This window comes from Asticcacaulis sp. AND118, from assembly GCF_020535245.1.
Lineage (GTDB): Bacteria > Pseudomonadota > Alphaproteobacteria > Caulobacterales > Caulobacteraceae > Asticcacaulis.
This window is the reverse complement of the sequence record NZ_CP084910.1, coordinates 2,232,392-2,244,922: the sequence shown is the minus strand read 5'-3', so window position 1 is coordinate 2,244,922 and position 12,531 is coordinate 2,232,392. Positions and strand designations below refer to the sequence as shown.

The 12,531-nt window shown below is 63.2% G+C and carries 12 protein-coding genes and 1 other RNA gene; 8 read left to right on the top strand and 5 right to left on the bottom strand.

Features of this window, described 5'->3' with window-relative positions; all coding sequences use genetic code 11:
* Positions 1-106: 106 nt before the first annotated feature.
* The 7 genes from LH365_RS10815 (at position 107) to LH365_RS10785 (ending at position 5,208) form a co-directional block, all read left to right on the top strand.
* The gene (locus LH365_RS10815; RefSeq protein WP_226743642.1) at positions 107-304 is read left to right on the top strand and encodes a DUF4169 family protein; all 198 of its coding nucleotides are present in this window, start codon (positions 107-109) and stop codon (positions 302-304) included.
* A gap of 180 nt (positions 305-484) precedes the next feature.
* Positions 485-733 (top strand): ribbon-helix-helix domain-containing protein, encoded by a 249-nt coding sequence (locus LH365_RS10810; RefSeq protein ID WP_107870950.1) that lies wholly within the window; start codon positions 485-487, stop codon positions 731-733.
* A gap of 103 nt (positions 734-836) precedes the next feature.
* Positions 837-3,155, top strand: coding sequence for an ATP-dependent helicase (locus LH365_RS10805; RefSeq protein ID WP_226743641.1), 2,319 nt, complete (start codon positions 837-839; stop codon positions 3,153-3,155).
* The gene (locus tag LH365_RS10800; protein WP_226743640.1) at positions 3,155-3,979 is read left to right on the top strand and encodes a peptidylprolyl isomerase; all 825 of its coding nucleotides are present in this window, start codon (positions 3,155-3,157) and stop codon (positions 3,977-3,979) included. Before LH365_RS10805 ends, LH365_RS10800 begins: the two co-directional genes overlap by 1 nt.
* Positions 3,980-4,033: 54 nt before the next feature.
* Entirely contained in the window at positions 4,034-4,213 is a 180-nt protein-coding gene (locus LH365_RS10795; protein ID WP_226743639.1) for a hypothetical protein, read from the top strand.
* A gap of 9 nt (positions 4,214-4,222) precedes the next feature.
* The gene (locus LH365_RS10790; protein ID WP_226743638.1) at positions 4,223-4,858 is read left to right on the top strand and encodes a hypothetical protein; all 636 of its coding nucleotides are present in this window, start codon (positions 4,223-4,225) and stop codon (positions 4,856-4,858) included.
* Positions 4,855-5,208: a RusA family crossover junction endodeoxyribonuclease gene (locus LH365_RS10785; protein WP_226743637.1), complete on the top strand. Its 354-nt coding sequence runs from the start codon at positions 4,855-4,857 to the stop codon at positions 5,206-5,208. Before LH365_RS10790 ends, LH365_RS10785 begins: the two co-directional genes overlap by 4 nt.
* Positions 5,209-5,242: 34 nt before the next feature.
* On the opposite strand, the gene LH365_RS10780 is transcribed toward LH365_RS10785, so the two are convergent.
* The 4 genes from LH365_RS10780 to LH365_RS10765 all read right to left on the bottom strand — a co-directional run bounded on the left by LH365_RS10780 (position 5,243) and on the right by LH365_RS10765 (position 10,262).
* Positions 5,243-7,414, bottom strand: a complete 2,172-nt coding sequence (locus LH365_RS10780; RefSeq protein WP_226743636.1) for a serine hydrolase — start codon at positions 7,412-7,414, stop codon at positions 5,243-5,245.
* A gap of 28 nt (positions 7,415-7,442) precedes the next feature.
* Complete coding sequence (locus LH365_RS10775) at positions 7,443-7,961, bottom strand: SspB family protein (RefSeq protein ID WP_226743635.1); 519 nt, start codon at positions 7,959-7,961, stop codon at positions 7,443-7,445.
* A 342-nt stretch (positions 7,962-8,303) separates the two neighbouring features.
* Positions 8,304-8,658, bottom strand: a transfer-messenger RNA (tmRNA) gene (ssrA, locus tag LH365_RS10770).
* Positions 8,659-8,744: 86 nt separating this feature from the next.
* A complete protein-coding gene (locus LH365_RS10765; RefSeq protein ID WP_226743634.1) occupies positions 8,745-10,262 on the bottom strand; it encodes an aldehyde dehydrogenase family protein in 1,518 nt (505 codons plus the stop codon).
* Between the two features lie 266 nt (positions 10,263-10,528).
* On the opposite strand from LH365_RS10765, the gene LH365_RS10760 reads away from it, so the two are divergent.
* On the top strand, positions 10,529-11,572 hold the full coding sequence (locus LH365_RS10760; protein WP_226743633.1) for a sigma-54-dependent Fis family transcriptional regulator: 1,044 nt from the start codon (positions 10,529-10,531) through the stop codon (positions 11,570-11,572).
* Here LH365_RS10760 and LH365_RS10755 read toward each other — a convergent pair.
* Positions 11,569-12,411, bottom strand: coding sequence for a HAMP domain-containing protein (locus LH365_RS10755; RefSeq protein WP_226743632.1), 843 nt, complete (start codon positions 12,409-12,411; stop codon positions 11,569-11,571). The two genes, LH365_RS10760 and LH365_RS10755, sit on opposite strands and share 4 nt — an antisense overlap.
* Positions 12,412-12,531 lie beyond the last annotated feature (120 nt).

The window sequence follows — 12,531 nt, the reverse complement described above, 5'->3', positions numbered from 1 at the left end:
CTTTATCGGATGTGGGCAGCTTAATTTTCTTTCATCCGTAACGGTATCGTAGTATAATGAACGAACCGGCGACGAGCGTTTAAAAAATGTACCGGCGGAGATGCGCGTGAGCGAAGTCGTCAATCTGAACAAGGTACGCAAGAACCGCAGGCGTGAACGCGAAAAGGCGGACGCCGAGCAGAACCGCGTCATCTTCGGATTGCCGGGTCATCTGCGTAAACAGGCCCGTGAAAACGAGGCTTTGAAGGCCCGTCGGCTGGAGACGCAGGTCCTCTCGCTGACAGACAAAAATGAAAACAGTTGACGTTTTCATGTAAACTGCGAAGACTTTGCCTCAGTATTTGGGGATTGCGGTTTAATATTACCACAATAAAAGCCTGTGGGTTTGTTGAGCGAAGCGCCTTTTTTTAATTGAGTTTGGACATGTGACGGCGCTATCCGGGGAAGTGGCGTTGTCGATCGTTACCTGGACAGGAGGGACACTATGCCGGGTTTAAGAAAGAGGTCGGTTAATCTTGCCGGGCACGCGACCTCTGTGGCGCTGGAGCCTGAGTTTTGGGCGGTTCTGGAATCGATGGCGAAAGAGCGTCGAATTAGTCTGGCGGCGCTGATTGCCGAACTGGACACGAAGCGGGGCGAAAGCCTGCTGGCCTCGTTCTGCCGTCTGTCGGCCCTGGCCTTCGTGCAGCAAAAGGCCGGGGGCAGCAAGAAGCGCAAGCTCGAACCGGCCTGAGCAGGGATTTGATCGGGGGCCAATCCCGGGTCGCCCTGTGTATAAGCCGTCCGGGTTGATGTTTCCGTTTGGTTCCGTCCGGGGAACGGGCTAGACTGGCGGCATGAACGAAGACGTTTCCATTCCCATCAGCCAGCGGGCCTCGGTCAACGGGGCCTCATTCAATGCCGATTTCTTCAAGGGGCTCAATGCCGAGCAGGCCGACGCGGTGCGTTCGACCGAAGGCCCGGTGCTGGTTCTCGCCGGCGCGGGCACCGGCAAGACGCGGGTCCTGACTACGCGTATCGCGCACATCCTTGCCCAGGGTCTGGCACGGCCGTGGGAGATTCTCTGCGTCACCTTCACCAACAAGGCGGCGCGCGAGATGCGCGAACGCACGGCGCGGCTGGTCGGTCCTTCGGCGGAAGGCCTGTCGAATCTCGGCACCTTCCACTCGATCGCCGCCCAGATGCTGCGCCGTCACGCCGATCTGGTCGGGCTGAAGTCGAGCTTCAACATCATCGACGACGACGATCAGACGCGCCTGCTGAAACAGATCATGGAGGCGCGGCGCATCGACACCAAGCGCTTCCCGCCCAAGCTGATGGCGCACTTCCTCGATCAGTGGAAGAACAAGGGACTGACGCCGGACAAGGTCATGAAGATGACCGCCGACGAAGGCGCGCAGTTCGCCTTCAACAAGGGGCCGGAAATCTACGCCGAGTATCAGGAGCGCCTGCGGGTGCTCAATGCCTGCGACTTCGGCGACCTGCTGCTGCACACGCTGAAAATCCTCAGCGAGCATCCGGACATCCTCGAACACTATCACCGTCGCTTCAAATACGTGCTGGTGGACGAGTATCAGGACACCAATATCGCCCAGTATCTGTGGCTGCGCATCCTGACCAACGCCAATCGCAACCTGTGCTGCGTCGGCGACGACGATCAGTCGATCTACGGCTGGCGCGGGGCCGAGGTCGACAATATCCTCAAGTTCGAGCGCGACTATCCGGGGGCCAAGGTCATCCGGCTGGAGCGCAACTACCGCTCGACCCAGCATATTCTGTCGGCGGCGTCGGGCCTGATCCGCGCCAACAGCGCGCGTCTGGGCAAGACCCTCTTCACCGATCAGCAGGGCGGCGAAAAGGTGCGCGTGCAGGGTCTGTGGGACGGCGCGGCCGAGGCGCAAAATATCGCCGAGGACATCGAGCGTCTGCGCAAAGACGGACGGGCCTATTCCGACGTGGCCGTGCTGGTGCGCGCCTCGTTCCAGATGCGCGCCTTCGAAGAGCGCTTCCTGATGCTGCAGATCCCCTATACGGTGGTCGGCGGCCCGCGCTTTTTCGAGCGCGCCGAAATCCGCGACGCCATCGCCTATCTGCGCCTGATCCAGTCCGAGGACGACGACCTGGCGTTTGAGCGCATCGTCAATGTGCCCAAGCGCGGCATCGGCGACGCCACGGTGCAGAAGCTGTTGATGCAGGCGCGTCTGGGCGGGCAGAGCGTCATGGTCGCCGTGCGCGATCTGGTGCAGACCGACGAACTGCCGGCGCGGGCCAAAACGCCGCTGGTCGCCTTCCTGCGCGATTACGACCGCTGGGTGGCGGCCCTGAAAGACACGTCGCACGACAATCTGCTCGACAGGGTGCTGACCGAGAGCGGCTATTACGACATGCAGCGCGCCGACAAGGTGTCGGGCGCCACGCGCATCGACAATCTCAAGGAAATGATGAATTCCATGCAGGATTTCGAGACCCTCGAATCCTATCTGGAGCACGTGTCGCTGGTCATGGATATCGACCGTGAGGGCGGTGAGAACAGCGTGCGTATCTCGACCCTGCACGCCGCCAAGGGGCTGGAATTCCCCGTCGTCTTCCTGCCGGGCTGGGAGGAGGGCGTCTTTCCGTCGCAGCGCTCGCTGGACGAAACCGGCCTGAAAGGGCTCGAAGAAGAGCGGCGGCTGGCCTATGTCGGTTTGACGCGGGCGCGCGAACTGGCGCGGGTGAGCTTTGTGGCCAATCGTCAGGTTTTCGGACGCTGGACCAGCCAGATACCGTCGCGCTTCATCGACGAAATGCCGATCGACAATGTCGAGGCGACCTCGCAGACCGGCTATAATCAGGCCGGCTGGCAGTCGCAGGAAAGCCGTTGGGATCGCGCCGGCTATCAGCCGAACCACACCAAAAGCGAGAGCAAAACCGAAGCGCGCTTCAGCGATCGCCTGTCCGGCGTTGATATGAGCCGGCTGGAGAGAAAGCCCCAACCGCACCGGCAGGCCGCCGTCAAGCCGCAGCCGGCCAAGGGGCTGACCGTCGGCACCCGCGTCTTCCACACCAAGTTCGGCTATGGGCAGGTGGTGGAGACCGAAGGCAACAAGCTGGTGGTCAATTTCGACGTTTCGGGCGAGAAAAAGGTCATCGACAGCTTTGTGGAGAGGGCGTGATGAAGGCTTGGGGGGCGGGATTCGCGGTGGCGCTGGGGGTGATGGCATCGGCAGCGACGGCTCAAGACTGGAAGCCGCTGGATGCCGACAATACGTTGGTTATGGAGACGAGCCAGGGGCGCGTGATCATAGCCCTGGCTCCGCAGATCGCTCCGCTGGGTGTCGAGCGCATTAAGGTGCTGACGCGGCGCGGCTTTTATGACGGGCTGCTGTTCCATCGCGTCATCGCGCACTTCGTGGCTCAGACCGGCAATCCCAACAATCGCGACGGCGGCAAGAGCGACCTGCCCAACCTGCCGCTGGAATCGGTTTTCAAGCTGACCGAGGCGGTGCCACATACGGTGGTGGCGAAGCCCGCCGGGGCGACGACCGGCTTTATCGGCGCCGTGCCCTATGTGGCGATGAACGACCTGCACATGCCGCCCCCCAAAGACCTGCCCCGGGCGGTCAGGGCGTGGGGCACGCATTGCCGCGGCGTGATCGGCATGGGCCGCGATGACGAGCCGAAGAACTCCGCCAACAGCGAGCTTTATCTGATGCGCGATACGGTGCCGCGCCTCGATCGCGACTATACGGTGGTCGGGCGGGTGGTGTCCGGTTTCGACGCGCTGGCGGCTTTGACAGTCGGCGAGCCGCCGGCCGCACCCGACGCCATGACGAAGGTGCGCGTGCTGGCCGATATCCCGGCCCCCGAACGTCCAGAACTGGAGATCATGAACACCGATGGCGCGGCCTTCGCGGCGCTGGTGAAGACGAAGCGCGCGGAAAAGGGCGCGGACTTTTCGGTCTGCGATATCGAGGTGCCGGTGAGGGCCGCGCGTTAGGCTTATTTACGCGCATATCTTGATTTTCAGGCGCTTCGGACGGATATTGAGGACATGGCAGATACGGCGCATAATCTTTCCAATGCCCGCAAGACCTATCTTGGTGTGACCAAGGAAGGGATCAAGATTCTGCGCCCCAAAGGCCGGGTGGACAATATTACCCTGGCTCAGGCGCGCAAGGCGGTGGCGGCGGTCCGTCAGGCGCAGGCCGATGCGGTGAAGTCCAAGGACTGATACGCCGGGATGAATGCAACGGACGTCTTCATCAACTGTCCGTTCTCCACGGATTACAAGGCTCGTTTCTGGGCCATAACCTATACGGTTCTGCGGTCGGGCCTTGAGCCGCGCTGCGCACTGGAGGCCGACAATTCAGGCGAAAGCCGCTATGGCAAGATCTGCCGGCTGATCACCGAGTGCCGGTTCGGCATCCATGATATTTCCTACACCGGTCTTTATGGCGATCCGCAGCACGATGCGGATTTTCCGCTGCCGCGTTTCAACATGCCGTTCGAGTTGGGGCTGTTTCTCGGCGCGCACAGTTTCGGGGGGCGGAAACAGAGGGCCAAGACGGCTCTGGTGCTCGATACCAAGGCGTTTCGCTATCAGAAGTTCCTTTCCGACATTGCGGGGCAGGATATACGCACCTATGACGGTGGCGCGGCCGCCTTGATTACCCAGATCGCCGTCTGGCTGCGCACCGAGGGGCGTCTGACCGAGGTGCCGGGCGGTGGGGTGATTGCGGCGGAATATGCCGAATTTATGGACAGCTTTTCCGCGCTTTGCCATGAAAGCCGTCTGGGGCCGAATGAAGTGACCTTTTTTGATTTCAAACGTCTGGCCGCCGTGTGGATCGAACAGGCCTATGGGCGTCCCGCATGACCTGGACGATCTTCGGCAAGGTGCGCGCACGGGAGACGGAAGAGGGGATCGAGCTTTATATCGATGGCCTGACGACGCAGGCCAAATATTACAAGCCGCTGGTCTATGAGTTCTTCCGCAAGGAATGGCGCGGGTCGCGTCCGGCTTGGGGCGACTATGCGGTGGAAATCCGCATGGAGCACGTCGGCGATCCGCCGTGGATGGACCTCGACAATCTGGCCAAGGCCTTGCTGGACGCCATCAAGGGGTTCGTCTTTCACGACGACAGTCAGGTAGCGCGACTGCTGGTCGAGCGCTTCGAGGGCGAACGCGAGCAGATCCACATCCGGGTCTATGCGCTGAAACGGTGAAACCCACCTCCCCTGAAATCAGGGGAGAGACTCTTTACCCCCACGGCGTCAACGCACCCCAGGCCATCAGCAAAACCGCATAGGACAGCCAGCCGATATTGAGCGCCGTGTGCGCCGCCTTCTGCCACAGGGCCCAGCCGTCGGCGTGGTAGTGCGCCTCTTCGTAAACGCGGTACAGATTGCCCAGTTGGAACAATGTCGCCAGAGAGGCCATGACCGCCAGCCACGAGGCCATCTGCAACTGGCCGCTGGGCCAGCGGGTGAACAGGGCGCTGGGGTCGCCGGTCAGGCCCTGACGCCAGCTATTGAACAGGGCGATGGCCAGTATCCACACGGCGGCGGTGGCGTAGGAAATCCACGTCGCGGCCACCTGCGGGTCGGTCGGGTGCTCGCGCTGGCCGACGCGGCTGAGCCCCATCAGCACTAGCACGCACGAGCCCAGCATGACGGCGGTGAGGAAATACAGGGTCGAAGGGCGGTGGAACCAGCCGACACGCTCATAACGCGCCATGTTGGCGCTGGTCTCGAAGGCCGTGGCGCGCCCACCTTCGGGCTTGAAAAGGAAATGCAGGCCGTCATTGCCGATCTGCGGCCCCAGCGGATTGATCTCCTGCGGGATGAAGAAGCCGCGCGCGGCGGTGGCGGCATAGGCCGAGGCTCCGTCCGGCGCCGCGACGATCAGGCGGCCCTGCGCATCGACATCGACATCGACCGTGTTGATCAGGCGGGTCACCGCGCCTTCCAGCCCGCCATAGGCGCGCCGCGTCGAGACATAGGCCCCGCGCAACGAGTCGTAATAGGCGCGATCGGCGGCGTAGGTCTGGGCCGGCTGGCGCGGGGCGGGGGTCACCACGCCCTCGACGTGGCGGATCAGCAGTTCCGGATAGGCGCGCGTCAGGGTGTCGCCGGTCTCGGTATTGGCGGCGATGAAGATGCCCAGCCCCAGCTCCGGCACGAGGATCATATTGGCGTTGAACCACAGGGTCGCGCCGCTGTGGCCGTAGGTTTTCAGGCCCTGCGCCGTTTCCCCGATGCGGAAGCCCGACGCCCAGCCGTTGTAACCCTTGGGCATGGTCAACAGCGGCGAGCGGAAGGCCTGGGCCGAGGACGGGCCGAACAGGGTTACGCCGTCGAAATGGCCGTTGCCGAGCAGCAGCGACATGTAACGCGCCATGTCGGGGGCGGTGGACGAGGCGCCCAGCGCGCCGGCCATGGGCAAAGCGTGGTCGAAGGGTTGCGGGCGGAAGGTCGCGCCGTCCCAGACGAAGCCCTGCGACAGGCGATCCGACAGGCCTCCGGGCATAGGCGCGGGCAGGCCTTCGGCGGCGGCATTGGGGTGGATCAGGGCGGGGTCGTAGGGTTCGCGCAGGGTGGTCGAGGTCAGCCCCAGCGGACGGAACAGGCGCGCCTCCATCAGGGTCGGCACGTCCTGCGCTTCGGCGGTGTGCGCCGCGGCTCGTGCCGCCAACGCCGCGCCGTAATTGGAATAGGTGGCGAAGCTGCCCGGCTCGCGCAGACGCTGAGGCGCGTGGCGGCGGAAATAGGTGTCGGTCGATTCGATGCGCCCGTCGTCGAGACGGAACAGATGCCCCAGCGACGTGTCCTCGAAACCGCCCGTATGGGCCATCAGGTCGCGCATACGCACCGGCTTGAAACGGCGGTCCTTGCCGAAAATGTCTTCGGGCAGATAGGCGACGACGGGGCCGTCGAGCTTGATGCGCCCGGCCTCGACCTCCTGACGCACGGCGATCCAGGTGAAGGTCTTGGTGATCGAGCCGATGCGGAAGAGGCTGGACTGCGCATCGACCGGGCGGCGCGGCGTCAGGCGGTCGTAACCGTAGCCCTTGATCAGCAGAGGGGTGCCGTTCTGCACCACGGCGACGGTGACGCCCAGCACGTGGTCGCGCTGCATCAGGGCCGAGACGGTGGCGTCGGTGAAGGATTCGATGTCTTCCGGGCTGACCGGGCGGTTCGTGGTCGTGGACTCTACGGCGGTTACAGGTACGAGCGCGGGCGTCGCGCGGCGCGGCGCGGAACGCTGACGCGGGGCGACCGGCGTTGTTGCCGACTGAGTCTGAACCTGAGTCTGCACCGGGGGCGGTTCGACGGGTGGCACGGGTGTGGCGGCTACGGCGGATACACCGAGGCTCAGCGCCGCAAGGGCGGCGGCCAGCGTCAGTTTCAGGCGGGCAGACGGTTTCGGCATGCGGCGGAACCCTGCGGGAAGGCGGCGGCTATTTCTTGCGGAACTGGTCGAGCGAGACGACCTTCGGACCCGTGTCCGGCGCCGGGGCGTCCGGATCGGGATCGGGCGTTTCAACCGCGTCAACCTGTGGGGCTTCGGCGTCGACTCCCGAATCGTCGTTGGCTTCCAGCGGTTCCTCGACGTCGAATTCGAGGATGAACTGCACGCTGGGGTCATAGAAGCGCGTGATGGCCGACAGCGGGAAGCGCAGCACCTTGGGCACGCCCCCGAAGCTGAGGGTCACGCTGACGCGGTCGCCGTCGACCTTCAGTTCGCGGTACTGATGCTGGAGCACGATGGTGATGTCGCGCGGATAACGCTTGAGCAGGTCGTCGGGGAGGGTCACCCCTTCGGCGCGCGTCAGGAAGGTGACGTAGAAGTGGTGATCTCCAGGCAGGCCCTGCGGGTGGGACGCCTTGACCAGCGCGTCGCGGATGACGCCGCGCAGCGCATTCTGGGTCAGGGTGGCGTAGTCCATATGGTCGATGACGGACGGCGTATCGGTCATGTCGGGCGGGATACCTGCTGTTGGGGTGTTTGACTCGCCCAAGACTTAGCATGGTGCGGCTGAAACAAAACAGCAAAATGCCCGCAGTCGGGACATTTCCCCGACTTGTGATGGTGAGGATGGGGGAGAAAGTGGCGAGGTTCTGTTGCCAGGCCCCCAAGCTCTCAAAAAAAGCGAGGGCCTTCTTCAAATCTGGGAGGAAGTGGCGAGGTTCTGTTGCCAGGCCCCTCAAGCTCTTAAAAAAGCGAGGGCCTGCTTCAAATCCGGGAGGAAGTGGCGAGGTTCTGTTGCCAGGCCCCCAAGCTCTCAAAAAAGCGAGGGCCTGCTTCAAATCTGGGAGGAAGTGGCGAGGTTCTGTTGCCAGGCCCTCGCCGGGCCCCGCCTAGGGAGCTTAATCCCTAGGACTTAAGGTGGATTAGATCCGCCGCATTACGCAGCAAGAGCTTGATCCGAAGCGAAGTTATCGTTCGCAACTATAGGTTTGAGCCGATCACAGAGGCTCACACTGAGGGAAGGCTACACCTTTACACGTCTGTCGATGCTGATCGGCCCCATATAAGCTCCGCGAACGGAGGGAAATGGTGGAGCCGCCGGGAATCGCACCCGGGTCCAGTCCGCTTATTACGTGGGCGTTTATCCCCATAGTTCCCAAGAGAACGTTTCCAATATAGGGAGTTAGGGCGCGCGGGGAAAGAGGGGAATGTAAAAAATGGCGCGGCGGCAGGGGAGGCCGCCGCACCGGTCCGCAGCGCTTTTTTGCAGGGACGCGCCACGGGGGGAGGATCAGAAGAAGCCGAGCTTCGACGGTTGGTACGAAACGAGGATGTTCTTTGTCTGCTGATAATGGTCCAGCATCATCTTGTGCGTTTCGCGGCCTATGCCCGACTGCTTGTACCCGCCGAAGGCCGCATGGGCCGGATAGGCGTGATAGCAGTTGGTCCACACACGCCCCGCCTCGATGCCGCGCCCGGCGCGGTAGGCCGTGTTCATATCGCGGCTCCACACCCCGGCGCCGAGGCCGTAGACCGTATCATTGGCGATTTCGATGGCCTCTTCCACCGTCTTGAATGTGGTCACCGAGACGACCGGGCCGAAGATCTCCTCCTGGAAGACGCGCATCCTGTTGTGGCCTTCGAAAATGGTCGGCTTGATGTAGAAGCCGTCCTTCAGGTCGCCGGAGAGGCGGTTGGCCTCGCCGCCGGTCAGCACCTTCGCGCCTTCCGACTTGCCGATGTCGAGATAGCGCTGAATCTTCTCGTACTGCTCCAGCGAGGCCTGCGCGCCGATCATCGTGCCCATGTTCAGCGGATCGCCCTGAGTGATGGCCTCGACGCGCTTGATCGCCTTTTCCATAAAGGCGTCGTAGATCGACTCGTGGACCAGCGCCCGCGACGGGCAGGTGCAGACCTCACCCTGATTGAGGGCGAAGAAGGCGAAGCCTTCCAGCGCCTTGTCGAGAAAGGCGTCGTCTTCGTCCATCACATCGGCGAAGAAGACGTTGGGCGACTTGCCGCCCAGTTCCAGCGTGATGTTGGTCAGGTTGTCGGCGGCGGAACGCATGATCTCCTTACCGACGGCGGTCGAGCCGGTGAAGGCGATCTTGGCGATGCGGTCGCTCTTGGCCAGCGGCGCGCCGGCTTCGATGCCGGTGCCGTTGACGATGTTGAGCACGCCCGGCGGCAGCAGGTCGGCGATCAGTTCGGCGACGACGAGGATCGAGGCCGGGGTCTGTTCGGCGGGTTTCAGCACGATACAATTGCCGGCGGCCAGCGCCGGGGCCAGCTTCCACGCCGCCATCAGGATGGGGAAGTTCCACGGGATGATCTGACCCACCACACCCAGCGGCTCATGAAAGTGATAGGCGACCGTGTCGTGATCCAGTTCACCGATCGAGCCTTCCTGCGCGCGGATGCAGCCGGCGAAGTAGCGGAAATGGTCGATGGCCAGCGGGATGTCGGCGGCGGTGGTTTCGCGCAGTGGCTTGCCGTTATCCCAGGTTTCGGCCTCGGCGATGGTCGCCAGATTGGCCTCGATGCGGTCGGCGATCTTGAGCAGGATGTTCGAGCGCTCGGTGACCGAGGTCCGGCCCCAGGCGGCCTTGGCCTTATGTGCGGCGTCCAGCGCGCGCGCTATGTCCTGCGCGTCCGAGCGCGGCACGTCGCACAGCTTCCGGCCGTTGACCGGTGAGATATTGTCCATGTAGCGGCCGTTGACCGGTTCCAGCCATTCGCCGCCGATGAAATTGCCGTAGCGGTTCTTGAAGGGCGTGGCGGCGGAAATGTCGCGTTCGTGCTTGGTCATTTGTCTGATCCTTAGTCTGACCCTTTGGGAGTCTGACCCTTTGGGCGGTTGCCCCCTGAGACCGCCAGCCTGCGCCCGCGGGCGAGGGGGCGTAAAGTCATGACCGCCATGACGCGGCGCAGCATCACGCGCATTGTGAAACCGTGAAAACCCTTGCTGTCGCAGCCTGCATCAGACCGCGCGCCCGTGTCGCATTCTGCGACAGATGACAGGGCCGCAAAGCGGGCGCATAATGACGGCAAGAGCGATAAAGATGGCAGGAAACGATGACCCAGACCGATCCGGCCCGCGTCGAAGCGGCGCGAAAGGCGTTTTTCGAACAGCGCAGCCTGCCTGTCGATCAGGTCGGTCACGCCATCCTGCGCTCGTGGATACGCTGCGCCGATATGGGCCTGAACGCCGCCGCCGATCCGCGCACCGAAGCACCGTCCGTCACCGATGTGCGGCAACTGCATGAAAAGCATGAGGCGCTGCGGCGTATTTCGCGGCCGGAGCTGGATGCTCTGCACGCCGAGGCGCGCGAGCTTTCGGGCATCGTCATCCTGACCAATGCGCGCGGTGAAATCCTCGACGCGGTGGGGGATGCCGGCTTTGCGGGCAAGGCGGCGGAGGTGGCGCTGCGCCCCGGCGTCCTGTGGAGCGAGGACGGCACCGGCACCAACGCCATCGGCACGGCCATCGCCGAACGCCGGCCGGTGGCGGTCAACGGCGCCGAGCATTATTTTCAGGCGCATAAGGTCTTAAGCTGCGCCGCGACGCCGATCATCGATCCGCGCGGGGCGGTGCTGGGGGTGCTCGACATTTCGACCCCGGCCAGCGTGCAGGGCGCGCATATGCTGGGCCTGATGCGGCTGGCGGTCGAGCAGATCGAGCATCGTCTGTTTCGCGAGGGCTTCGAGGCGTGCCAGACCCTGCGCTTCCACAGCGATTCCAGTCTGCTGGGGGCGGCGCGCGAGGGCATACTGGTCTTTCGGGATAATGTGGTGGTCGCCGCCAACCGGCGCGGCCTGTCGCTCATGGGGCGCAACTGGGACGATCTCGACCGCCTGCGCTTCGACGAGTTGTTCGATGTCACGACAGCGGGGGGCGGCTTAAATCCCGGGGCATCGCAACTGCGCGACCACGAAGGCCGGGTCTATCATGCGCGCTGCGATGGAGACGGCGCGGGGCCTGTATTGGCCGAAGGGCGGCTGGACGATGTGGAAACCGCCGCCATCCGCCGGGCGCTGGAGGCCCACGGGGGCAATGTCAGCGCGGCGGCGCGGGCGCTCGGCATCCACCGCTCGACGATTTACCGTAAGACGGTTTAATCCAGAATGAGTTGACGGGCTTCCAGCGCCTGCTGACGTTCGGTTTCGCGCTGGGCTTCGACGATCTTCTCGGCCTCGATAGCGTGGGCCTTGAGGCGCGCCAGCGCCCGCCACACGTCGGCCATCTCGTCCTTGCCCTGGCTTTCAGGCACGGGGGTGTCGAGCTTGCCTTCCGACAGGCCGATAATGGTGCCGGCGACCTGGCGCAGCGGGCGGGTGATGAAGTGCAGGATCAGCCAGGTGGAGACGCCGACAATGCTGGCGATGGACAGGAGAGCGACGATCAGAAAGGTCTGACCCCGTTTTTCTGAAAAGGCGGCGGCCTGAGCCTGCGTGCGGGTCAGATCTCTGCGCGCTTCGGTCACCAGCAGGTCCAGCCGCTCCTGAAGACGGATACGGTCCTGACGGCTGGAGATGCCCAGCGCCATGGCTTCGGCTTGTTGGCCGGCTTCGGCCAGTCTCACCAGTTCCCGGCGGATATTGATGAAGTCTCGTGCGGCCGGCGCGATGGTGGCGTAGCGCCGGCGGGCTTCGGGGTTGTCTGACCGCTGCCAGACGCCCAGCGCGTTCTGAAAGGCATCAAGATTGTGCGAGAGGTTGCGGGCGTAGGTGCGGGCTTCGGCGGGGCTTTGGGCGATATAGACGCCGCGCGATTCCATCACGACATTGCTGACCAGATAGTTCATCCGCTGGATGTCGTAGGCATGTTCATAGGCCGCGCCATATTCTCCCATCATGGTTTTGTACCGTTGCAGCGACATCAGCGCCAGACCGGTTATGATAAGGGACATGACACCGAAGGAAGCAATCAGGGCCATGAGGCGCAGGCGAATCGACATTGGCGGCACCGATGAAAAGGAGCGTACTGTCTCTACATCTAGGTATCCAAATGTAAAAATCACGTTTACTTTAAGAGCCTCGCGAAAAATGTTCGGAGGTAAAGCGGTGCGCGCGGTATT

Excerpts from the sequence above, each read along its gene's own strand:
- LH365_RS10810 (WP_107870950.1), top strand. The coding sequence starts at position 485 with ATGCCGGGTTTAAGAAAGAGGTCGGTTAATCTTGCCGGGCACGCGACC.
- LH365_RS10755 (WP_226743632.1), bottom strand. The coding sequence starts at position 12,411 with ATGTCGATTCGCCTGCGCCTCATGGCCCTGATTGCTTCCTTCGGTGTC.
- LH365_RS10795 (WP_226743639.1), top strand. The coding sequence starts at position 4,034 with ATGGCAGATACGGCGCATAATCTTTCCAATGCCCGCAAGACCTATCTT.
- LH365_RS10775 (WP_226743635.1), bottom strand. The coding sequence starts at position 7,961 with ATGACCGATACGCCGTCCGTCATCGACCATATGGACTACGCCACCCTG.
- LH365_RS10800 (WP_226743640.1), top strand. The coding sequence starts at position 3,155 with ATGAAGGCTTGGGGGGCGGGATTCGCGGTGGCGCTGGGGGTGATGGCA.
- LH365_RS10805 (WP_226743641.1), top strand. The coding sequence starts at position 837 with ATGAACGAAGACGTTTCCATTCCCATCAGCCAGCGGGCCTCGGTCAAC.
- LH365_RS10790 (WP_226743638.1), top strand. The coding sequence starts at position 4,223 with ATGAATGCAACGGACGTCTTCATCAACTGTCCGTTCTCCACGGATTAC.
- LH365_RS10765 (WP_226743634.1), bottom strand. The coding sequence starts at position 10,262 with ATGACCAAGCACGAACGCGACATTTCCGCCGCCACGCCCTTCAAGAAC.
- LH365_RS10780 (WP_226743636.1), bottom strand. The coding sequence starts at position 7,414 with ATGCCGAAACCGTCTGCCCGCCTGAAACTGACGCTGGCCGCCGCCCTT.
- LH365_RS10785 (WP_226743637.1), top strand. The coding sequence starts at position 4,855 with ATGACCTGGACGATCTTCGGCAAGGTGCGCGCACGGGAGACGGAAGAG.
- LH365_RS10760 (WP_226743633.1), top strand. The coding sequence starts at position 10,529 with ATGACCCAGACCGATCCGGCCCGCGTCGAAGCGGCGCGAAAGGCGTTT.